Origin of the sequence: Cellulomonas sp. zg-ZUI22 (assembly GCF_017353535.1) — a bacterium.
Taxonomy (GTDB): domain Bacteria; phylum Actinomycetota; class Actinomycetes; order Actinomycetales; family Cellulomonadaceae; genus Cellulomonas; species Cellulomonas wangleii.
Genome location: NZ_JAFMUZ010000007.1, coordinates 226,256 through 246,656, shown reverse-complemented (window position 1 = coordinate 246,656; position 20,401 = coordinate 226,256). Strand labels below are relative to the sequence as shown.

21 protein-coding genes and 2 tRNA genes are annotated in these 20,401 nt (G+C 76.8%); 13 read left to right on the top strand and 10 right to left on the bottom strand.

The genetic code is table 11. The features are described 5' to 3' along the window. The first annotated feature begins 1,095 nt into the window (after window positions 1–1,095). A complete protein-coding gene (locus J1G43_RS15940; protein ID WP_207340350.1) occupies window positions 1,096–1,872 on the top strand; it encodes a class I SAM-dependent methyltransferase in 777 nt (258 codons plus the stop codon). A 99-nt stretch (window positions 1,873–1,971) separates the two neighbouring features. Here the strand turns inward: J1G43_RS15940 and J1G43_RS15935 are convergent, their stop codons facing one another. The 3 genes from J1G43_RS15935 to J1G43_RS15925 form a co-directional block, all read right to left on the bottom strand. Next, on the bottom strand, window positions 1,972–2,868 hold the full coding sequence (locus J1G43_RS15935) for an RNA polymerase sigma-70 factor (protein ID WP_307859630.1): 897 nt from the start codon (window positions 2,866–2,868) through the stop codon (window positions 1,972–1,974). A gap of 10 nt (window positions 2,869–2,878) precedes the next feature. Then, on the bottom strand, window positions 2,879–3,469 hold the full coding sequence (locus J1G43_RS15930; protein ID WP_207340351.1) for a carboxymuconolactone decarboxylase family protein: 591 nt from the start codon (window positions 3,467–3,469) through the stop codon (window positions 2,879–2,881). Between the two features lie 78 nt (window positions 3,470–3,547). Then, a complete protein-coding gene (locus J1G43_RS15925) occupies window positions 3,548–5,377 on the bottom strand; it encodes a BTAD domain-containing putative transcriptional regulator (protein ID WP_207378815.1) in 1,830 nt (609 codons plus the stop codon). Window positions 5,378–5,458: 81 nt separating this feature from the next. On the opposite strand from J1G43_RS15925, the gene J1G43_RS15920 reads away from it, so the two are divergent. Then, on the top strand, window positions 5,459–6,337 hold the full coding sequence (locus J1G43_RS15920) for an alpha/beta fold hydrolase (RefSeq protein ID WP_207378814.1): 879 nt from the start codon (window positions 5,459–5,461) through the stop codon (window positions 6,335–6,337). Between the two features lies 1 nt (window position 6,338). Here the strand turns inward: J1G43_RS15920 and J1G43_RS15915 are convergent, their stop codons facing one another. Together J1G43_RS15915 and J1G43_RS15910 are read right to left on the bottom strand one after the other, a co-directional pair. Further along, window positions 6,339–6,557 (bottom strand): SCO4848 family membrane protein, encoded by a 219-nt coding sequence (locus tag J1G43_RS15915; RefSeq protein ID WP_207378813.1) that lies wholly within the window; start codon window positions 6,555–6,557, stop codon window positions 6,339–6,341. 72 nt (window positions 6,558–6,629) lie between these two features. Continuing rightward, window positions 6,630–7,619 carry a pirin family protein gene (locus tag J1G43_RS15910; protein WP_207378812.1) on the bottom strand — a complete coding sequence of 330 codons (990 nt, stop codon included), beginning with the start codon at window positions 7,617–7,619 and terminating at the stop codon, window positions 6,630–6,632. A gap of 129 nt (window positions 7,620–7,748) precedes the next feature. Between J1G43_RS15910 and J1G43_RS15905 the strand changes: the two genes are divergently transcribed. After that, window positions 7,749–8,450, top strand: a complete 702-nt coding sequence (locus J1G43_RS15905; protein WP_207378811.1) for a hypothetical protein — start codon at window positions 7,749–7,751, stop codon at window positions 8,448–8,450. A gap of 100 nt (window positions 8,451–8,550) precedes the next feature. Beyond that, entirely contained in the window at window positions 8,551–9,159 is a 609-nt protein-coding gene (locus J1G43_RS15900) for a dihydrofolate reductase family protein (protein WP_207378810.1), read from the top strand. 55 nt (window positions 9,160–9,214) lie between these two features. On the opposite strand, the gene J1G43_RS15895 is transcribed toward J1G43_RS15900, so the two are convergent. From J1G43_RS15895 to J1G43_RS15885, 3 genes are read right to left on the bottom strand one after another with little or no spacing between them, the layout of a single operon-like run. Next, complete coding sequence (locus tag J1G43_RS15895; protein ID WP_207378809.1) at window positions 9,215–9,967, bottom strand: glycosyltransferase family 2 protein; 753 nt, start codon at window positions 9,965–9,967, stop codon at window positions 9,215–9,217. Next, window positions 9,964–11,343 carry a bifunctional PIG-L family deacetylase/class I SAM-dependent methyltransferase gene (locus J1G43_RS15890; RefSeq protein WP_207378808.1) on the bottom strand — a complete coding sequence of 460 codons (1,380 nt, stop codon included), beginning with the start codon at window positions 11,341–11,343 and terminating at the stop codon, window positions 9,964–9,966. The genes J1G43_RS15895 and J1G43_RS15890 overlap by 4 nt, the downstream gene beginning before the upstream one ends. Next, window positions 11,337–12,347: an acyl-CoA dehydrogenase gene (locus tag J1G43_RS15885; RefSeq protein ID WP_207370979.1), complete on the bottom strand. Its 1,011-nt coding sequence runs from the start codon at window positions 12,345–12,347 to the stop codon at window positions 11,337–11,339. The genes J1G43_RS15890 and J1G43_RS15885 overlap by 7 nt, the downstream gene beginning before the upstream one ends. 128 nt (window positions 12,348–12,475) lie before the next feature. Between J1G43_RS15885 and J1G43_RS15880 the strand changes: the two genes are divergently transcribed. The 6 genes from J1G43_RS15880 to J1G43_RS15855 all read left to right on the top strand — a co-directional run bounded on the left by J1G43_RS15880 (window position 12,476) and on the right by J1G43_RS15855 (window position 17,624). After that, complete coding sequence (locus tag J1G43_RS15880) at window positions 12,476–13,960, top strand: NAD(P)/FAD-dependent oxidoreductase (RefSeq protein ID WP_207378807.1); 1,485 nt, start codon at window positions 12,476–12,478, stop codon at window positions 13,958–13,960. 11 nt (window positions 13,961–13,971) lie between these two features. Next, complete coding sequence (locus J1G43_RS15875) at window positions 13,972–14,400, top strand: NUDIX hydrolase (RefSeq protein ID WP_207378806.1); 429 nt, start codon at window positions 13,972–13,974, stop codon at window positions 14,398–14,400. A gap of 1 nt (window position 14,401) precedes the next feature. After that, a complete protein-coding gene (locus J1G43_RS15870; RefSeq protein ID WP_207340360.1) occupies window positions 14,402–14,710 on the top strand; it encodes a hypothetical protein in 309 nt (102 codons plus the stop codon). 100 nt (window positions 14,711–14,810) lie between these two features. Continuing rightward, on the top strand, window positions 14,811–16,022 hold the full coding sequence (locus J1G43_RS15865) for a hypothetical protein (RefSeq protein ID WP_207378805.1): 1,212 nt from the start codon (window positions 14,811–14,813) through the stop codon (window positions 16,020–16,022). A gap of 163 nt (window positions 16,023–16,185) precedes the next feature. After that, the gene (locus J1G43_RS15860) at window positions 16,186–17,454 is read left to right on the top strand and encodes a threonine/serine exporter ThrE family protein (RefSeq protein WP_207340362.1); all 1,269 of its coding nucleotides are present in this window, start codon (window positions 16,186–16,188) and stop codon (window positions 17,452–17,454) included. Between the two features lie 80 nt (window positions 17,455–17,534). After that, window positions 17,535–17,624, top strand: a tRNA-Ser gene (locus tag J1G43_RS15855). An 82-nt stretch (window positions 17,625–17,706) separates the two neighbouring features. Here J1G43_RS15855 and J1G43_RS15850 read toward each other — a convergent pair. Further along, the gene (locus tag J1G43_RS15850; protein ID WP_207340363.1) at window positions 17,707–18,102 is read right to left on the bottom strand and encodes a GNAT family N-acetyltransferase; all 396 of its coding nucleotides are present in this window, start codon (window positions 18,100–18,102) and stop codon (window positions 17,707–17,709) included. A 62-nt stretch (window positions 18,103–18,164) separates the two neighbouring features. Next, complete coding sequence (locus J1G43_RS15845) at window positions 18,165–18,755, bottom strand: hypothetical protein (protein ID WP_207378804.1); 591 nt, start codon at window positions 18,753–18,755, stop codon at window positions 18,165–18,167. A 365-nt stretch (window positions 18,756–19,120) separates the two neighbouring features. Here J1G43_RS15845 and J1G43_RS15840 point away from each other — a divergent pair. From J1G43_RS15840 to J1G43_RS15830, 3 genes are all read left to right on the top strand, one after another. Further along, window positions 19,121–19,193, top strand: a tRNA-Arg gene (locus tag J1G43_RS15840). A 353-nt stretch (window positions 19,194–19,546) separates the two neighbouring features. Further along, window positions 19,547–19,933 carry a VOC family protein gene (locus tag J1G43_RS15835; RefSeq protein WP_207340365.1) on the top strand — a complete coding sequence of 129 codons (387 nt, stop codon included), beginning with the start codon at window positions 19,547–19,549 and terminating at the stop codon, window positions 19,931–19,933. A 100-nt stretch (window positions 19,934–20,033) separates the two neighbouring features. Then, on the top strand, window positions 20,034–20,381 hold the full coding sequence (locus J1G43_RS15830; protein ID WP_207340366.1) for a UBP-type zinc finger domain-containing protein: 348 nt from the start codon (window positions 20,034–20,036) through the stop codon (window positions 20,379–20,381). Window positions 20,382–20,401: the final 20 nt, after the last annotated feature.

Genomic DNA, 20,401 nt, shown 5'->3' with positions numbered 1-20,401 from the left:
AGTACGACCCCACGGGGCAGGAGTCCGACCCGTACGCGTACGCGTCGGGCAACCCTGTCAGCTACCTCGACCCCACCGGGACCAGCCGCAGGGGCTGGGCGAAGGGACTGGCCATGGCCAGCGACGTCCTCACGGCTGCGGGCCTCGGCGCCACGGGTTTCGACCCCCGCTCGGCGCCGGCAGAGGCGCATCGCCGGCGGTCGCGGGGGCATCTGCCACCCTGGGGGTGGTCGGAGGTCAGCTCACCTGAGGAGGAGTCGTGGTCTCGGTAGGACGCGAGTTCCCGCTGTGGGTCGGTCTGAGCATCGTGGCCTTCGGGCTCGTCGTCGGCTTCATCGCCATGAAGATCCGGAACCGGAGATGAGCTCCCGGTGGACCACGAGCCTCAGGCTCCGCACGGTCGTGGTCGCCGAGCACCGTGACCGAGCGACGGCGAGCACGCTCGGGCGTGAGGAGGGGCCATGTTCTCCGTAGGACAGGAGTTTCCCTGGTGGGTCGGGTCCAGCCTTCTGGTGCTGGCGGTCGTCATCGTCGTCATCGTCAACACGATCCGCGGCCGTAAGTGACCTTCAGGTGCGCGCCGGCTGCGGCAGGAGCGCACCGTGGTGGCGGGCAGACCTGCCGTGCCGGGGCTCGACGACCCGGCTCGTCGTCGTGCAGCGTGGGTGGTGGCGGGGCCGTCGCCGGGATGACGGGCGACCACGAGCCGCTGCCGACGGGGTTCGGGCCTGGTGCGGTGGGATGGTTCGGCGGTCAGCTCGTCAAGGAGGAGTCATGGTCTCGATCGGCATGAACCAACCCTGGTGGGTCGGTCTCGGCGTCCTGGTGGCGGGGTTCGTCCTCGGCCTCATCATCCAGAAGGTCCGTCGCGGCAAGTGAGCTGCTCGTGCGCGGGGCAGTGCTGGTCAGCGTGCTGCTCGCCGCGGCCACCGCCGTGCTGGGCGGCGGAGAGGCGTCGGCCCTGACTCGGGGCTCGCTGCCGGCGCTGCCGCTGGCCGGCACGGTCGTTCTTCGTCACGGAGCGTCGCCGGACCGCGGGCGCCCGGCCGCCCCACGACGCCTGACGGCACGGGCCCCGGCCGCTACGGTCACCGGATGGGACTGCGACAGCTCGCGTGGCGTGCGTGCTACGAGCTGCTGGGTGCGCGCGTGCGGCAGCCGGCGTGGACGTTCATGAACTACGGGTTCGCACCCCTCGACCCCACGGCGGCGCCGCTCGCGCTCGACCCGGCCGACGAGCCCGACCGCTACGGCGTGCAGCTCTACGCGCACGTCCTCGACGGACTCGACCTGACGGGCGCCGACGTGCTGGAGGTCGGGTCCGGGCGCGGTGGGGGAGCGTCCTGGGTCGCCCGGGCGCTGGCGCCCGCGACGACGACGGGTGTGGACCTGGCCGCGTCGGCGGTGCGGCTCAGCCGGCGGCAGCGGCGCGGCCCGGGGCTGCGGTTCATGCAGGGCGACGCGCTCGCCCTGCCGTTCGACGACGCGTCGTTCGACGTCGTCCTCAACGTCGAGTCGTCGCACTGCTACCCCTCGACCGAGCGGTTCGTCGCCGAGGTGCACCGCGTGCTGCGCCCCGGCGGGACGTTCGCCTGGGCGGACTTCCGGCCCGCCGGCGAGGTTGCGGTGACGCGGGCGCAGCTGCGCTCGAGCGGGCTCGTTCCGGTCCGTGAGGACGACGTCACCGCCGAGGTCGTGCACGCGCTGGGCCTGGACGGTGCGCGCCGCGCCGAGCTGGTGCGGACGTGGATCCCGCGCGTGGCGCAGCGGGCGTTCCGCCCGTTCGCGGCCCTCGACGGGACGGGCCCGCACGAGCGCTTCGCCACGGGCGCGACGCGGTACCTCTCGGCGCAGCTCGTGCGGGAGGCATGAGCCCCCGACGGCACCGCCGGTCCGGGCTGCCTCACGCTGCCGCGGAGCCTGCGCGGCCGACCCGGTACGCGCCCGCCACCCGTGAGAGCGACCCGAGGTTCACCGCCGCACGTCGACCGGGCGGTCGAGCCGGCCCAGCTTGTCGGGGTTCACGATCGTGTGGGCGTGGGTGACGAGCCCGCCGTCGACGGTGACGCTCGCCACGGCGGCCACACGGCCGTCGAGCTCCATCCGCACGGCCGGCCGGCCGTTGACGTACGTGGCGCTCGCGTGCAGGGCACCGGCGCTCCGCGCCATTCCCCCCATGAGGTACCGGGCCAGGCGGAGGGCGCCCACGACCGGCCCTCGGGACGCGCCCCGGACCTTGCCTCCGCTGTCGGTCACCGAGACGACGTCGGGGGCGAGCAGGGCCACCAGGCCGTCGAGGTCGCCCGTGTTGAGCGCACGCACGAGCCGCTCGACGACCTGCTCGTGCTCGGAGCGTGCGACGGCGACCCGCGGCCGTCGGGAGGCGACGTGGTCCCGGGCGCGGTGCGCGATCTGCCGCACGGCCGCGGGGGTGCGCCCGACGGCCCGCGCGACCTCGTCGTACGGCACGTCGAACACCTCGTGCAGCACGAAGACGGCGCGCTCGGCCGGTCCCAGCGTCTGCAGCACCGTGAGCATCGCGATCGACAGGCTCTCCGCGAGCTCCACGTCCTCGGCGACGTCGGGCGCGGTCAGCAGCGGCTCGGGGAGCCACTCGCCGACGTACTCCTCGCGCCGGCGCGCCGCCGTGCGCACGTGGTTGAGCGCCTGGCGGGTGACGACCTGCACGAGGTACGCGCGCGGCGCCAGCACCCGCGCCCGGTCGACGGCCTCCCACCGCAGCCACGACTCCTGCAGCACGTCCTCGGCGTCGGCGGCCGAGCCCAGGATCTCGTAGGCGACGGTGAACAGCAGGCCCCGGTGCACGACGAACGGGTCGTCGCCCACGACACGTGCCGCACCGGTCACCTTCGTCAACCTACTGCGCACCCGCGCGCGCCGTCGGCGCGGGCAGCGGCGCCAGGCCGCAGGCCGCCGCGAAGTGCTCGGAGCGGATGCCGAGGGCGACGTTCATGCGCGCCGTCATGTTCGTGAACCCGACGCGCGCGGCGAGCTCGACGAGCCCGGCGGGTCCCAGCTCGGCCAGCAGCGCGTCCGACAGCTCGTCGGTCACCGCGGGCGGGGTGAGGCTCGCCGCCTCCGCGTACTCCATCACCCGGCGCTCCAGCGCGCTGAAGACCGTCGACCCGCGCCAGCGGGGGACCTCGCGGGCCTTCGCCTCGTCGAGCCCGTGGTCGTGCGCGAGGAAGTACTGGAAGTCCAGGCAGAACTCGCAGCCGACGGTCGCGGCCGTCGCCATCGCCGCGTACGACGCGAGCCGGGGGTCGAGCGCGTGCCAGCCCTCGACCTTGCGGCCGGCACCCATCGAGGCTGTCATGACGCCCCGGTGGTGCCACAGCACGCCCAGCGAGGCGGGTACGCGGCCGAGCCGCCTGCGGGCGACGAACCTGACCAGTGCACCGGCCACGCCGTCGACCTCGGCCGGTGGGACCCGTGTGGTGTCGGTCATGACTGCTCCTCGTGCGTCGTGGGGACGTCCTTGACGACACGGAGACACCGGCGAGCGGCCGGGTGTGACAGGCCGCCCTCAGGGCGTGAGGAACCGGCGCACCGGCCCCAGGTCGATCACGCCGCTGCCGGCGGCGCGCTCGTCGGCCGCCGGGCGCAGCACCGTGGCGGCGCGCGCGCCGACCGCCGGCGCGTCGAGCTCACGGGCGGCGGTGGCCAGCAGGACCCACGTGGCCTCGAGCAGCAGGTCGTGCGGCGGTGCCGGCGCGGTCGCCAGCGCGCGTCGTGCCTCGTCGCGGTACCCGCTGCGGGCGAGCAGCAGGGGCCGGGCCCACGGCTCGTACGGCCCGAGGTCGCCGTCGGGCAGGTCGGCCCCGGCGCGCACCGCGCGCGTGAGACGGCTCAGCGCGACGATCCCGCGCGAGAAGCCGGGCATCTCCGCGGGCGCCGCTGGCTCGGGGGCGTCCGCGAACCCGTGCCGGAACCAGTCCGTGAAGGTCGAGGCGAGCGGCCGCTCCGCGGCCGCGGCGAGGGCGTCGACCGCGTCGGCCTCGGCAGCTGCCTCGTCCAGCCGGTCCAGTGCGCACAGCGCCTGCAGCCGCACGATGCGCCCGCAGATCTCGAAGGTGGTCGACTCCGCGCGCCGCGCAGCCGCGACCAGCTCGGCCCCGATGCGCTCGCGGTCGCCCGCCAGCCCGGCCCGCCCGAACCGCTGCATGGACCGGCCGCTCAGGGCCAGGCACAGCAGCCGGTCGTCGCCCAGCCCGCGGGCCAGCGCCTCCGCCTCCTGCGCCTGCGGCTCGTGTGCCGCCGTCCCGCGGTCCTCCAGCGCGATGGTCGCCAGCAGCCGGGCCGTGGCGTGCGGGCTGCCCGCCACGCGCGGCAGCGTGCGGACCGCGGCCGCGACGACCGCCCGCGCGAGGTCCTCGTCGTCGGACCGCGTCCACACCCCCGGTGCCTCCAGCCCGCCGATGACGCGCGCGGACAGCAGGGGGTCGTCGAGCTGCTCGGCCGCGGCGACGGCCGCCAGGCGCTGGGCCCGGACCGTGGTCAGGTCGCCCGAGACCGCCAGGCTGGACAGGACGGCGGGCGACGCCTCGAGCCGGGCGCGGGCGCCGCGGCGGTCGAGGGCGGACAGGCCGGCGTCGCTCCAGGTGTGCTCACGGCGGTCAAGGATCTCCTGCTCCAGCGCGACCAGCGCCGGCCCCGGGTCCAGGCCGAGGTCGTCGGCGAACGTCCGCCGGCCGCGCCGCAGCACGTCGAGGGCGTCCGCGGGCCGGTGCGCGCGGTGCAGCGCGGTGGCGAGCAGCCGCCACCCGTCCTCGCGCCAGGGGTGCGCGGCCACGTGCGGGTCGAGCAGGGTCACGGCCTCTGCTGCCCGGCCGGCCGCCAGCAGCGCATCGGCGAGGCGCTCGGTCAGGTCGGCGCGCAGGGCGGCGAGCCGGACACGCTCCGCGTGCGCCCACGGGCGGTCCGCGAACTCCTCGTAGGCGTCACCGCGCCACTGGGCCAGGGCGTCGGTGAGCAGGGCCGCCGCCGCGGTGGGGGACGCGGCGCGCGCGGCGGCGGCCGCGGCGCCCACGCGCCAGGCGTCGACCGCGTGCTCGGGCAGGTGCAGCGCGTACCCCGTCGGTGTGGTGACGACCAGCCGCGACGGCGTGCGGGGCGCACGCTGCGGCTCCAGCGCGCGGCGCAGCTCCCCGACGAACGTGCGGACCGCGCCGACGGCGCCGGCCGGCGCCGCACCGTCCCACAGGTCCTCGACCAGCGCGCCGGTGGTGACCGTGCGCCCGTGCCCGGCCACGAGGAGGCCGAGGACCTCGCGCAGCCGCGGCTTGCGCAGCGGACGGTCCAGGTCGTCGGCCGTCGCGGCGACCGGGCCCAGCACCCGGACCTCCACCGCCGTCACCCCGGCAGGGTAGCCCGCTGATCGGGCGCTGATCCGACGTGGGCAGGGTGGTGCTCGTCCCCACCTGCAAGGAGCGCACCGATGTCCCTGACCATCCCCGGCTTCACGTCCCAGCGCGTCGAGACGGCCCCCGGCGTGCACCTGCACGCCGCCGTCGCCGGCAGCGGCCCGGCGGTCGTCCTGCTGCACGGCTTCCCGCAGACGCACGTCATGTGGCGGCACGTCGCCGCGGACCTGGCGAGGGACCACACCGTCATCTGCCCCGACCTGCGCGGGTACGGCGCGAGCGACAAGCCCGCCGAGGCCGACGAGCACACCTACGCCAAGCGGACGATGGCCGCGGACGTGGTCGCGCTGGCTCGTGCGCTGGGCCACGAGCGGTTCGCCCTCGCCGGGCACGACAGGGGTGCGCTCGTCGCCGTCCGCGCCGGCCTGGACCACCCGGAGGCTGTCACGCACCTGCTCGTGCTCGACGTGCTGCCGACCCTCGACATGTGGGACGTCCTGCACGGCGCCGACGCCAAGGTCGCGTGGCACCTGTACCTCATGGCCCAGCCCGTCGGCGTGCCCGAGCCGATGATCGAGGCCGTCGCCGACACGTTCTTCGCCTCGTTCCTCGACGGGTGGGTCGCCGACCCCGCCGCGATCGACGCCGAGCACCGCGCCGAGTACCTGCGGGCGAGCCGCGAGGCCGTCCCCTCCATCGTGGCGGACTACCGCGCGTCCGCCGGGATCGACGTGGTCCACGACCGCGAGGACCGGGCGCGGGGCCGGGTGCTGGCCATGCCGGTCACGGTGGTCCAGCAGGACTGGGGCGCCGCGCTGGGCTACGACGCCGCCGGCCTGTGGTCCGCCTGGGCGCCCGACCTCGACCACCGCACCACGCGCGCCGGGCACTTCCTGGCCGAGGAGGCGCCGGGGGAGGTCGTGGCGACGCTGCGCGAGCTGCTCGCGCGCTGACTCACCGCAGGGTGAGCAGGCCCAGCACCCCGACCGCGGTGCCCAGCGCCAGCGAGACGGCGACGAGCACCAGGTGGACGGTGAAGAAGCGGGTGGCGCGGCCGTCGGCGTCGCGCGCCCGCGGGTCGGCCGACACGCGCTGCCAGAAGCGGGGCCACACGACGAGGTTCCACACCCCGGCGGCGATCAGGACGACGGACCAGAGGACGGGGAGCTCCACGGCCACGATCGTGGCACAGGGGGCTCGGTGGCCGGGACCGGCGCCCGGCTCCGGTCGCGCGGACGGCGCCGCTCAGCGCTCGCGGGCCCGCAGCCGCACGTTCGGCAGCTCGGGTGCGGGCAGCGCCGGGCCGCCGTACCCCTGCACCTCGCCGAACCGGCCGAGCCCGTCGGCGCCCCCGCCGATCGCGGCCTGCCACTGGGCGCGGGCCTCGACGACCTCGTCGTGCGTGCGGCCGACGAAGTTCCACCACATGAGCACGGGCTCGGTGAACGGCGTCCCGCCCATGAGCACCGCGCGCACGGGGGCGTCGCCGGCCTCCAGGACGAGGGCGTCACGGCCCGGTGGGGCGTACGCGAGCCACGCGGGGGCGACGTCGTGCCCCTCGACGCGCAGGTCCCCGGTGTCGACGAGCACGCCGTGCTCGAACGTCGCGTCGACCGGGAGCGTCAGCCGGGCGCCCGCGGGCAGGTCGACCTGCGCGGCGACCAGCGGCGTGTACGCGCGCGCCGGTGACGCGACCCCGCCCAGCGCGCCCATGAACACCTGGAGCACGGCACCGTCGAGCGTGACGGTCGGGACGTCGGGCACGTGCTCGAACGCCCGGTCGCCGTGCCGCGCGGAGTCCGGCAGCACCGTCCAGAGCTGCACGCCGTGCAGCACCGGACGGTCGGGGAAGCGGGCCGGCGTCGCCTCCTCGCTGTGGCAGATGCCGCGCCCGGCCGTCATGAGGTTGAGCTGCCCGGGGACCACCACCTGCTCCGAGCCCAGCGCGTCGCGGTGCAGCACCGCACCCTCGAACAGCCACGTCACGGTCTGCAGCCCGGTGTGCGGGTGCGGCGGCACGTCCATGCCGCCGGTCGCCGCGACGTCGTCAGGCCCGTAGTGGTCCGCGAAGCAGAACGGACCCACCAGCGAGCGCGCCCGCGACGGCAGCGTGCGACGCACCGTCATCGCCCGCGGCCCGCCCAGCGGCACGTCGCGGGGCTCGACGAGCTCGACGTCGGCGGCCGGGCCGGCGACGCACACCTGCTCGTCGGGGTGCGGGTCGAGGTTGGTCACCGGGTCAGGCTACGGGCGGGAAGGGTGGCGCACAGCGGGTCCTGACCTCGGCTCGGCCGGGCCCGCCCGCCGGCCGTCCGGCGCGGAACCGCGTGCCGCGAGCCGCCGCCCGCCGGTACGGTCGCGGGCATGTCCGGGTCCGAGGTGCTGCGTCGCGCCGGTGCGCGCTGGGACGACGGCCCGGGCGCCGGGGAGTGGATCGTGCCCCGGTTGGGCGAGTTCGGCCCGAGCGTCGGGCACGCCGTGCCGCTCGGGTACGAGGCGTACGCGGTGGTGCCGCTGTTCCCCCATGCCGTGGACCTCGGCGACGAGCCCGTGGACGGGTACGTGGCGCTCGACCGGCTGCTCGACCTGCTCGCGCCGGTCACCGGTGACCAGTCCGTGCACTGCGGGCTGTGGGAGGGTTTCGGCTTCCTGTTCGACCACGGCGCCGACCCCCGCTACGCGCCCGGCATGGGCGTCGGCGTGGGGTGGGACCCGGCCGGTCCCGTACCGGACGCCGCCGAGATCGCCCGTGCCCGGGCCGAGGCCGAGGACGCCCTGGCCGCACGGCGCCTCGAGCGCCCCGCAGTCGACCCGCTGCACCTGCCCCACCGGGCCTACCACCTGTGGACGGGGCCGCTGCCCGCCGCGCTCGTGCTGCGGGACCTCCCGGGCGACGCGCCGTCGCTGATCTGGCCGGAGCACCGGTCGTGGTTCGTCGGTGTGCCGATCTACACGCGCGAGGTCGCGGTGGGCGCGTCGGCGGCGGTCGTCGACGCGCTGCTGGCGGACCCGGGGCTCGCCGCGCGTCGCGTCGAACCCGGCGACGTGCTCGACATCGACGACTGACCGGGACCCCGACGCGGCCGCACCCGCACGCCCGACCCCGATGAGTCCGGCCCGTCGCGACGGTCAGACCCGGGACCGCACCCCGACCGGAGGTACCCCCATGGCGACCGTCGTCTCGACCCTGTTCATCTCGCTCGACGGCGTGGCGGAGATCGACCCCGAGTGGCACTTCCCCTACTTCGACGAGCAGATGGGCGCCGCCGTCGGGGAGGACTACGAGGACGTCGACGTCCTGGTCCTGGGCCGCGTCACGTACGACTCGTTCGCCGGGGCCTGGCCGGACCGCGAGGCCGCCGGCGGCGAGGACGCGGCCTTCGCCAAGGACCTCGGCGACGTGCGCAAGCTCGTCGCGACCCGCGGCGAGCAGGACCTCGGGTGGCGCAACGTCGAGCGCACCGCCGACGTGGTCGGCGCCGTCCGGACGCTGAAGGAGGACGCGTCGACGGGCAAGGTGCTGGTCGCCGGGTCGATCTCGGTGGTCCGCCAGCTGCTCGACGCGGGCCTGCTCGACGAGCTGCGGCTGTTCGTGCACCCCGTCGCCGCCCGCGCGGGCGAGCGGCTGTTCGCCGAGGCCGACACGTACCAGCCGTTCGCGCTGCTGCGCTGCGAGCCGCTGCCGCGCGGGGTGCTGCGGGTGGTCTACGCGCCCGCCGCGCTGCCGGGCGAGGCCACGTACGACGACGCCAAGGAGCACCTGCGCACGGCGTGAGCGCTGCGGACGAGCCGCCGGGCCCGGGTGCGGGGAGGGCCGCACCTGAGCCCGGCTAGACCCGCAGCAGCGTCGCGCGCAGGTGGCCCGCGTACCCGCCGGGGGTGCGGCCCACGGCACGGCCGGACGTGCGCACGTCGACCACGTCGGACGCGACCACGCGCGCGCCCGTGGCGCGCAGCCGCGCCACCAGGTCGACGTCCTCGTGCTCCGGTGCAGGCGCGAACCCGCCCGCCCGCAGGTACGCCGACCCCCGCACGCCCAGGTTGGCGCCGTGGACGTGGCCGTTCGGGCGCCCGGGCACGTGGGTCGCGCGCCACGCCGCCCACTGCGCCGCGGTGAGGTCCGCGGGGTCGGGGTGGACGGTCCCCACCACGACGTCCGCCCCCGCGTCCGCCAGACGCACGTGCTCGACGAGCCAGTCCGCGGCCACCTCGGAGTCGGCGTCGGTGCAGGCCAGCCAGGTGCCGCCCGGTGCGGTCGGCGCCGTCGCCAGCGCCGCGGCGACACCGGCGCGGCGGGCGGCTCCCACGTCACCGGCCAGCAGCCTCAGGGTCTGCACGTCGTGCCGCGCGGCGACCTGCGCGCTGGCGTCGCGGCACGCGTCGAGGACCACGACGACGCCCGCCGTGCAGCCCGTCCGCTCGAGCAGCGTGCGGCGTGCCACGTCCAGCGCGGTGAGGCAGCGGCCCAGCAGCAGCTCCTCGTCGCGCACGGGCACCACGACGGCGACGTGCGCGACACGTCCGGTGGTGTCCGGCGCACCGGTCGCGCCCTGCGCGCGGGTGGCGTCCGCTGCGGCCGTCACCGCAGCCCCGTCCGCTCGGCCACGGACCGCGGGTCCCGGCTCCACACGTCGAGCAGCAGGTCCGCCTCGCGGTGCTCGACGAGGCGCGCGAGGTCCGCCTCCCGCGCGGCACGGGTCAGCGCCCGGTGCACCGCGTCGCCGGGCAGGGGGTAGTCGGCCACGGGGTGCCGCCAGTGGCAGGCGAGCACGGTGCCGCCGGGGGCGAGGCGGGCCAGCAGGTCGGGCAGGGCGGCCGTCAGGTCGGGCCAGGACAGGTAGTAGCCGACCTCCGAGAGAACCACGAGGTCGAACGGGCCGTCCGGCAGCGCGTCGTCGCCGGCACCGCCCAGGGCGCCGCGCACGAGCCGCACGTGCGGGGCGTCCGCGAGGCGCTCGCGGGCGCGCTCGAGGGCCGCCTCGGCGACGTCCGTGGCCGTCAGCGCGTCGCACCGGGCCGCGAGCCCGGCGGTGAGCACCCCGATCGCGCAGCCGACCTCCAGCGCGCGGGCGTAGCGGTCGTCGGGCAGCGCCGCCAGGGTGAGCGCCCGCTTGCGCGCCTCGTACGGGCGGTCCGTGAAGCCCCACGGGTCCGCGTGCCGGGCGTACGTCGCGTCGAAGTACGACGCGGGCAGGCTGGGGCGGACGGCGTCCGGCTCGGTGACGACGAACGGCTCGACGTCCCGCGTGAAGCCCTGCAGGAAGCGCGGGTGCAGGACGGGCGCGTCGGTGGGGTCGTCGGACAGGGCGTGCACCTGCGTCTCGTGCGCGGCGATCGCGCGCTGCTTGAGCACGACGGCGCGGTCCGGCAGCGGCACGGCGCGCAGCGCGTCCCACGGCACCGCCGGGTCGTCGGGCGTCGCCCAGTGCCACAGCCACAGCGGCGCCTCCGCGTGCGTGCAGCGCAGCTCGGCGGCGAGCCCGGCCCCGATCTCGGCCAGCACGCGGTGGTCGCGGTGCCCGTCGCCGCGCCACGTCGTCACGAGGGTGCGCACCGGCTCGCCGTCCGTCAGGAGCGCCCGCAGCTCGGCCGTCACCCGGTCCCGTGCCTCACGCACGCCGCCGTCGGGGTGGCCCAGCAGGGTGACCCGGGAGCCGGGGGACAGGAGCTCGACCGCGCGGCGCACCTCGTCCACCCGGCGCCGCGCGAGGGTCGTCGGGTGGAGCGTCGGGGAGCCGGGGTGGGAGCCCGCGCCGTCGGTGACGACGACGACCTCCGCGGGGTGCCCCGTTGCGGCGAGCTCGGCCAGCAGCCCGCCCGCCGTCAGCGTCTCGTCGTCCGGGTGGGCCGCGACCACGACCGTGCGGCCGGGGAGCGGGCGCCACGGCGGCAGCGCGGCCAGCGGCTCGTCCCACACGTGCGGCGCGGTGCCGGGGGTGCGGGCGTCGAACGTCACCACGGGGCGGTGTCCGTGCCGCCGAGCGCGGCGCCCAGGGACGCGTCGTCGCGCTCGGCGTGGTGCTGCCGCACGTAGACCTGCAGGTCGGCGACGCGCTTGGCGTGCACCGGGTCCAGGGCGAGGGGCGCCGGGCCGAGCGCGTGCCCGACGCGCGTCAGGACGTCCTCGCAGGTGCGCGCGACCGTCGCGCGCGCCCGCTTCGCGACCACGGGTCCCGGGACCCGGCCGCCCTCACCGTCCACGACGCGTGCCGCCTCCTCCAGCGCCCGGCGGGCGTCCTGCAGCGCGACGTCCACCGCGCCCAGGTGCATCGCGACCAGCCGGTCGTCGCTCGTCGACGCCCGTGCCCACAGCGCCCGGGCGAGGGCGACCGCCCCGCCGTACCAGCAGGCCGCCACGCCGATGCCGCCCCACCAGAACCCCGGCCGCTCCAGGTACCAGCCGGGCGCACCCACGGGTGCCGCCGGGACGTCGTCGAACGCGACGGGCGTCGACGGGATCTCCACCAGCCCGCGGGACGCCCACGGCTGGTCGACGGGTGCGACGCCCGGGTCGCGCAGGTCCACCGCGAACAGGGCACGCGCGCCGTCGGGCAGGTGCGCGGTCACGAGCGCGGCGTCCAGCCGGCCGGCCAGGGAGCACCAGGGCTTGGTGCCGCGCAGGCGCCAGGTGCCTCCGGCGTCGGGCGGGAACGCGTCGAGCCGCACCCCCGGCCCCTCCGCGGCGAAGACGCCCCACGTGCGGCCCGTGGTGTCCGCTGCGCCGGCCTGGTCGAGGATCGCCAGGGCGTCCAGGTGCGGCTCGACCGCGCGTGCGACGCCCAGGTCGTGCGCCGCCAGCGACGCGAGCAGCGACCAGAGGCGGGCGGTCGCGCCGTGCCCGGGGCGCAGGTCCGCGGGCCAGGTGCGGACGTCGGTGAGGGCGTCGTCGACGTCGGTGGGCAGGTCAGCGGGCAGCCACGGGGCCGACGGGCCGATCTGCACGGGCGGGGTGGTGCGGGGCACGGACGTCCTCGGTGGGCGGCGCTGGGTGGGTCAGCCAGATCATCACCGGGAACGTCCGCCGCGGCGACCGGAACGCCGGCGGCTGCCGGGTCTGGTGCGGTTCGCCCGGCGCCGCGCAGGATGGGCGGATGGGTGCACAGGGCGTGCGGGACGTCGTGGTCGTGGGCGCGAGCGTCGCCGGGCTGCTGGCCGCCGCCGCGCTCGCGCGCGACGGGCGTGCGGTGACGCTGCTCGACCGCGACGACCTGACGGACGCGGACCGTGCCGACGCGGACCGTGCCGACGCGGACCCCACCCACGCCGTTCCCGCCCCGGCGCCGCGTCCCGGGGTGCCGCAGGGCCGGCAGCCGCACATGCTGCTGCACCGCGGCCTGGCGAGCATCGACGAGCTGCTGCCCGGCCTCAGCGACGACCTGCGCGCGGCAGGTGCCGTCCCGGTGGACACCGGGAGGCTCGCGTGGCTCGGCACGGGAGGGTGGGCGCCGCCGTCACGCCAGCCCGAGGTGCTGCTCGCGTCCCGGCCGCTGATCGAGCACCTGGTGCGGCGGCGGGTGCGTGCGCTGCCCGGTGTGCGGGTCGTCGGGGGGCAGCGGGTCACCGGGCTGCGACGCGGGCGGCCCGGGGAGCCGCGGTGGTGGGTCGACGCCGTCCCGGCGGGGTGGTCCGACGTGCCGGTCGGTCCGGCGGGCGCGGCGCCGGGCCGTCGCGCACGGCCCGCCGACCTCGTCGTCGACGCGTCCGGGCGGGCGTCACGCCTGCCGGTGTGGCTCGACGCGATCGGCGTCCGGCCCGGACCCGTCGAGGAGGTCGACGCGCAGGTCGGGTACGCGACCGTGCGGGTGCGGCTGCCCGCCGGGCGCCTGCTGGCCCCGGGCGTCGTCGTGCTGCCGCAGCCGGGGCGCGGCGGCGGCCTCGCCGTCCCCGCCGAGGGTGGCTGGTGGACCGTCTCCGGGACCGGCGCCGGGGCGCACCGTCCGCCCCGGGACCTCGCCGGGCTGCGGGAGTTCCTCACGAGCCTGCCCGACGACTCGCTCGCACGGGTCCTCGCGGCGGGGCAGGTCGAGGGTGACGTCGCCACGCACCGCCAGACCGCGAACCGCCGCCACCGGTACGACACCGTCGTCGGGTGGCCCGACGGGCTGCTCGTCGTCGGCGACGCCCTGTGCGCGTTCAACCCCGTGTACGGGCAGGGCATGACCGTCGCCGCGCTCGACGCGCTCGCCCTGCGCCGGGCCGACGCGGACGGCCGCCTCGACGGGCCGGGCGCGGCCGCGCGCCTCGTCCGCGAGTGCGTGCGCATCGGCGAGCTGCCGTGGCAGACGGCCACCGGTGCCGACACGGCCCTGGCCGGGCTGCCCGCGTCACGCGACCTCGTGTCGGTGCTGGTGGGGCGCTGGATCGGCGCGCTCGACGAGATGAGCACGCACGGCGACGTGGCGGCGCAGGTCGCGCTGTCGCGGATCTACCAGCTCGCCGCCGGCCCGACGAGCCTGCTGCACCCGCGGCTCGTCGTCCGCTGGCTGCGCACGCGTGTGCGGGGCCTCGGGCCGCCGGTCCCGCGCCCGACCGTGCTGTCCGACGACGTCCCGGAGGCGGTCGGCGGCGGGCGGTAGCGTCGTCGCCCGTGGACACCCGGGTCGCTGCGTACGCCGTCGTCGTCGACGAGGGGCGGATGCTGCTCGTGCACTGGTCCGCGGGCGCGCTGCAGGGGTGGTCCCTTCCCGGGGGCGGCCTGGAGCCCGGCGAGCACCCCGAGGCCGCGGTCGTCCGGGAGGTCCGTGAGGAGACGGGGTACGAGGCCGTGCTCGACGGGCTGATCGGTGTCGAGTCGGTCGTCTACCCCTCGGCCGAGCGGGCCCGCCCGGACCTGCCGGACCTGCACGCGCTGGGCATCCTGTACCGCGCGCACGTCGTCGGCGGCGCGCTGACGCACGAGGTCGACGGCTCCACCGACGAGGCGGTCTGGGTGCCGCTGGACGAGGTCGACGACCTGGACCGGGTGCCCCTGGTCGACGCCGCGCGCCGGGCAGCCGGGCTGCTCGTGCGGGACTGACGTGCCGTCCTACCGCGTCACCGCGTCCGTCGGGCTGCTGCGGCCCGGCACGTCCGCGCCCGACGTGCTGCCCGAGGCCGTCGCCGCCGCCCGCGCGCTGGCCACGGTCGAGGCGTTCGACGTCGGCGTGGTGCGCGGCGCCGCACGCGTGACCGTGCGGTTCGAGGCCGACCACGACACCGCGGCCCGCCGGGTCGGCCGGGCCGTGCTCGAACGGCTCGACGACCTCGCGGAGGTCTCCGACGGGCAGCTCATGCGCCGCTACGGCAACCGCTGGTACCCGCCGCGCAAGCCCGGCCACCGCGACTGACGGCCTGATCCCGGCGGTGCGCCGGCGGTCCGGCCCGTCGGTCGGGTGAGAGGACGGGGTGGCGGTGGTCCTGCCCGGGGTGGGCGGGCAGGCTGGGGGCGTGGCCTCCCTGGACGACGTCGTCGACGACCTGTACGGCGGCACGCTCGACGACTTCGTCGCGCGCCGTGACGCCGCCGTCCGCGGGGCGAAGGCGGCCAAGGACAAGGACACCGCCGCGCGGATCGCGTCGCTGCGCAAGCCGACGGTGGCCGCGTGGGCGGTGAACCTGCTGGTCCGGGACGACCCGTCGCTCGCCGACGCGCTGCGCGACCTGGGCGAGGGCATGCGCGACGCCGAGCGCTCGCTGGACGGGCCGGCCCTGCGGGAGCTGGGCACGCAGCGGCGGGCGCTCGTCTCCGGGCTCGTGGCCCGTGCGCGTCGGCTCGCCGCCGCCGGGGGGCAGAAGCTCTCGACGGCCGCCTCGCAGGAGGTCGAGCAGACGCTGACCGCGGCGCTCGCGGACCCGCGCGTGGCCGACGCGGTGGCGGCCGGCACGCTCACGCACGGCACCGAGCACGTCGGCTTCGGCTCGGCGGCCGCGGCCCCCGACGACGACCGTGAGGCGCTGATGCCGGAAGCCGGCAGCAGCAGTGCCTCACGATCCCGGTCCGGGGGTGCGGGTGAGGCGGGCGGTGACGGGGCGCGTCAGGGCGGACGGCCCGGTGCCGCGGCGTCGTCGGCGGCGAGGGCAGGCCGCGGGGACGACGCTTCCGGCTCCTCGGACGACTCCGACGACGGCCCCTCCTCCGACTCCTCCGACGACTCCGACTCCTCCGACGACGCCGCCGGGTCGTCGGGTGCACGTCGGACGCGCTCGTCCTCGTCCGGGACGTCCGCCCGGGCCGCTGCCGAGGAGCGGGAGCGCGCGCGCCGCGCCCAGGAGGCGGAGCGGCTGCGGCACCGTCACGAGCAGGCGGTCGCGGCGCGCGAGGCCGCCGAGGCGGACCTGGACCGGGCGCGGACCCGGCACGAGGACGTCGCCACGGCGGAGCGGGCGGCGGTCGCGACGCTGGAGGACGTGGAGCGCGAGCAGCAGGACGCGTACGCCGCCGAGGAGGAGCTCGTCCAGGCCCTCGCGGACGTGCGCCGTCGCCTGGCCGAGGCCCGCGCCGCACTGCCGCGTGCCGACGAGGCGCTCGTCGCGGCCCGCACGCGGGCGCGTGACCAGGAGAAGGCCGTCCGGGCGGCGACGCGTGAGCTCGACCGGGCCACGAAGGCGGCCGAGCGCGCCCGCGACCAGGAGCAGCGGGCGGTCGACGCCCTGCCCTGACCCCGCCCGCCGCCAGGTGCGCGCACGCCCCACGCCCCGTCCCTGCCCCCTGCACGCGAACCCTGCACCGTGCCCGCCACCGCGTTCTCCTACGCCCCCGTCCTGCCGTGTCTGCGGGGCGGACGTCCTGCCGCCGGGCGGCGCTTGCGACGATGATGGCACCGTGCCCACCGAACCGGACGACGACGAGCTCGAGCTGATCCGCCGCTCGGGGGCCGTGCTGCGCGTGGGGCGGCTCAGCCTCGCGTCGGGCACGGGCTCGTACCGCGTGAAGGCGTCGATGGCGCGCGTCGCGGGCGCGCTGGGCATCGACCGGCACCACGCGCACGTCACGCTCACCGAGATCACGACGACGTCGCACCGCGGGCGGTCGTTCCGCACCGAGGTCACCGAGGTCCGCACGGTCGGCGTCAACACCGACCGCCTGGCCGAGCTCGAGCTGATGGCCCAGCGCGTCGAGGCGAGCGCACCCGTCACGGTCGAGCACCTGACGGAGCAGATCGAGCGGATCGCGCACAAGCCGCCGCTGTACCCGGTGGTGCTCAACGCCCTGTGGGCGGCCGTGGCGTGTGCGGCGTTCGCGTTCCTCAACAACGGCGGCGCCGTCGAGGTCGCCGGTGCGTTCGTCGGCGCCGGCCTGGGGCAGGGGCTGCGGCGCGTCATGCTGCACCGCGGGTTCAACCAGTTCGGCGTCACGATGCTCGCGGCGACGCTGGCGAGCCTGTCGTACCTCGGGTTCGTGCAGGCCCTGCACGTGCTGGGCGTCACGGGTGGCGTGCACGAGGCGGGGTACGTGGCCGCCGCCCTGTTCCTGGTGCCCGGGTTCCCGCTGGTCACCGGCGCGCTGGACCTGGCCAAGCTCGACTTCTCGGCGGGTGTCGCCCGCCTGACGTGGGCGCTGATGATCTTCGTCTCGGCCGCGTTCGCGGTGTGGGCGGTGTCGATCGTGGTCGGGCTGAGCCCGGACCCGCCGCGCGAGCTCGCGCTGGACCCGGCCCTCATGACCCTGCTGCGCCTGCTCGCGTCGTTCGTCGGCGTGCTCGGCTTCGCGCTGATGTTCAACAGCCCGTGGCGCATGGCGCTGGTCGCGGCGGGCGTCGCCGCCCTGCCCAACCTGCTACGCATCGAGGCCGTCGTGCTGCTGGACTGGCCGCCGCAGGCCGCCGCCGCCGTCGCCGCGTTCCTCGTCGGCCTGCTCGCCGCGTGGATCGCCCCCCGGCTGAACATCCCGCGCATCACCGTGTACGTGCCGGCCGTGACGATCATGGTCCCCGGCGTCCCGGCGTACCGGGCCGTGTACTACCTGAGCAACGGGGACGTGGCGCAGGCGCTGACGTACGGGGTCTCCGCGGCCCTGGTGGTCACCGCGCTCGCGGTCGGCCTGGCCGTCGCGCGCATGGTCACGGACCGCGAGTGGGGCTTCGAGCGCTGACCCGTCCGGGTCCGCCGCGCGAGCGCGCCACGCACTCGCTTTGGTCGCAGGACGAGCGACCGGTAACGTGTGCTCGTCTTGGAGACGTCGCATAGCCAGGTCTAGTGCGCGGCCCTGCTAAGGCCGTGAAGGGGTCAACCCTTCCGTGGGTTCAAATCCCACCGTCTCCGCGTTCGACGTCGACAGGCGTCGGGAAGAAGCCCGGGCCCCAGGGTCCGGGCTTCTTCCCGTTCCGGAGCACGTCACCGACCGTCACAGCCGCAGCAGGCCGGCCTGCGTCGGCGTGAACCCGCACGCGCGGTAGAACCCGTCGAGGTGCGGCTCGAAGTCCACGTGCAGCCACGTGCACCCGGCGGCACGGACCTCCGCGACGAGCCGCTCCACCAGGCGTCGCCCCGTGCCCCGGCGCCGGTGCGCCGGGTCGACCACCGTGTCGAGCACGAACGCGTGAGCCCCGCCGTCCCCGCAGGCGTGCACGAACCCGACGAGCTCGTCTCCGTCGAACGCCCCCACCCACGTGACCGCGTACCGGTCGAGGCGGGCCGCCCACGGCTGCACGTCGCCCGCGCCACCGAACGCCGCGGTGTGCAGCCGGCTCAGGGCGACGTCGTCGACGGGGAACCGGACACGCAGCACGGGATCGCTCATGTGCCGAGCGTGGCGCACGGGCCGCGCGGGCGCGCACACCTTTCCCGTGGGCCACGTCGGCGTCAGGTCAGGTCCGTACGGGGCGCGTGCGCGCTCTGCGTGAGGTGCGTGAGGTCGACGTCCCACGTGCCGTCGCGCGCGATGCGCCACGTGCCGGTGTCGAGCATGTCGTGCCAGCGCGCGATCCGCTGCGGCAGCGTCGAGTGCGCCACCACCAGCGGGCTGCTCTGCAGGTCGTGCCGGAACGAGTCGGGCCCGGGGGACGCGCCGTCCAGGACCAGCGGCAGGGCGTGCCCGTGCACGGCCACGACCCAGTGCGGCTGCCACGGCACCGTGAGGGGCGCCCCCGCGCGGGCCTCCGCCCGCGACGCCTCCAGGTACTCCCGCGAGCGGCGCAGGCTCTCGTCGAGCGAGGCGAACTCCTGCCCCGGCGCCAGGTGCGCCGGAGCCCGCCCTGGGTGCGCTCCCACGCCGTCGCGCCACGTCCACAGCGCCGCGACCTCCTCCGTCAGCAGGTAGCCGTGCCGCGCGGCGACCTCGTCGGCCTCGGCAGGCGTCAGGCCGGGACGCAGCCGGGTCACCACGACGGCACCCAGCCGCACGAGCCGCGCCGCCCAGCCGTCCAGCGCGGTGGTCACCTCGGTGGCGCTCACCGCAGCGCGTCCGGGCCCGGCAGTGCGGTCGGGGGCGTCGGTCGCGCCCCGCCGCGGTCTCGACGACCGGTCACGGTGATCCCCTCTCGTGGTGCGCGGTGCGCGGGGACGTCGTCGGGCCCGCAGCGGGCCGTCACCGTGACACAGGTGTGCACTGGCGCGCGCCCGCACCGTGACGGGCCACCCGGTCGGCGCAGCGTGCAGGGGTGACACCCGGCCCGAACGGCCGCCTACCGACCGGTACGTCCCGCACCCACCGGGGTCCGCCCCGGGCGCCGGCAGCCGGTGTGTCCCACGCCGCAGCGGATCGAGTTTGGGGCTGGCCCTCCGTGCCTGTATCGTTCTGGTCGGCCCGCGAGGGCAGTGCGCCCGTAGCTCAATGGATAGAGCATCTGACTACGGATCAGAAGGTTGGGGGTTCGAGTCCCTTCGGGCGCGCAGGTCGAAGGCCCGGCACCGGTGGTGCCGGGCCTTCGTCGTTCCTGCCCGTCCCGGTGGCCGGTGCGCGGTGTCGCCACGGTCGTCGCAGGGGATCCGACGGGACGAAACGGGTGACACCGCCCGTTCCCGGGCGCAGACTGTTGGCCGTCGAGACCGTCCTGCCACACGGCTCCCGCACTCGCGCCGCCGCTCGCCCACCCCGCCGACCAGCCGGCGCCCGGGCCCGCGGTGCGGGTGCCCCGCCGACTGGCGCTCGCGGCTGCACCGATGACGACGCCGCGGTCGAGGACGGGACCCGACCGCTGCCCGACCCGACCCGGGTGAGGAGCGACCGACACGAGGAGAGCCCCATGCTGCGTGGACTGAGCAACGTGTCGTACTACGCCGACGACCTGGAGGCCGCGGCCGCCTGGTACACCGACGTCCTGGGCGTCGAGCCGTACTACTCGCGGACCGGCTACCGGGAGTGGCGCATCGGCGACGACCAGGACGAGCTGGGCCTCATCGACGCGGCGTACGCGCCTCCGGGTGCCGCCGACGCGCAGGGCCGGCAGGTCGTGTCCTGGCACGTCGACGACGTGGCGGCCGCGGTGGACCGCCTCGTGGCCCTGGGCGCGACGCTGCGGGACCCCGTGACGGAGCGCGGCGAGGGGTTCCGCACCGCGGTCCTCACCGACCCGTTCGGCAACGCCGTCGGGATCATGGAGAACCCGCACTGGCGCGCACGCCACGACTGACGGGACGGCTCTCGGCACGGCTCCCGGCGCCTGGTCCCGGCACCGCGTGCGGTGACGTGGCACCCGGGCGCAGACTGGCGAGGAGCCCGAAGGAGTGCCCATGAGCGCCGCCGAGATCGACCCGACCGTCCCACCGAGCGGCCCCGGCTGCGTCGAGTGCGAGCAGCAGGAGGGGTGGTGGGTGGCGCTGCGGCGCTGCGCCGCCTGCGGCCACGTCGGCTGCTGCGACAGCTCGCCCGGGCAGCACGCCAGCGCGCACTGGCGCGCCACCGGCCACCCCGTGATGCGCACGTACGAGCCCGGGCAGGACTGGTGGTGGGACTACTCCCAGGGCGACTACACGCTGGGTCCGGACCTCGCGCCGCCCGTGTCCCATCCCGAGGACCAGCCGACCCCGGGGCCGGAGGGCCGGGTGCCACCGGACTGGCGCGCGCGGCTGCACGCGTGACCGGGCGTCCGCCCGTTCCG

Excerpts from the sequence above, each read along its gene's own strand:
- J1G43_RS15940 (WP_207340350.1), top strand. The coding sequence starts at position 1,096 with ATGGGACTGCGACAGCTCGCGTGGCGTGCGTGCTACGAGCTGCTGGGT.
- J1G43_RS15930 (WP_207340351.1), bottom strand. The coding sequence starts at position 3,469 with ATGACCGACACCACACGGGTCCCACCGGCCGAGGTCGACGGCGTGGCC.
- J1G43_RS15920 (WP_207378814.1), top strand. The coding sequence starts at position 5,459 with ATGTCCCTGACCATCCCCGGCTTCACGTCCCAGCGCGTCGAGACGGCC.
- J1G43_RS15905 (WP_207378811.1), top strand. The coding sequence starts at position 7,749 with ATGTCCGGGTCCGAGGTGCTGCGTCGCGCCGGTGCGCGCTGGGACGAC.
- J1G43_RS15900 (WP_207378810.1), top strand. The coding sequence starts at position 8,551 with ATGGCGACCGTCGTCTCGACCCTGTTCATCTCGCTCGACGGCGTGGCG.
- J1G43_RS15880 (WP_207378807.1), top strand. The coding sequence starts at position 12,476 with ATGGGTGCACAGGGCGTGCGGGACGTCGTGGTCGTGGGCGCGAGCGTC.
- J1G43_RS15850 (WP_207340363.1), bottom strand. The coding sequence starts at position 18,102 with ATGAGCGATCCCGTGCTGCGTGTCCGGTTCCCCGTCGACGACGTCGCC.
- J1G43_RS15835 (WP_207340365.1), top strand. The coding sequence starts at position 19,547 with ATGCTGCGTGGACTGAGCAACGTGTCGTACTACGCCGACGACCTGGAG.
- J1G43_RS15830 (WP_207340366.1), top strand. The coding sequence starts at position 20,034 with ATGAGCGCCGCCGAGATCGACCCGACCGTCCCACCGAGCGGCCCCGGC.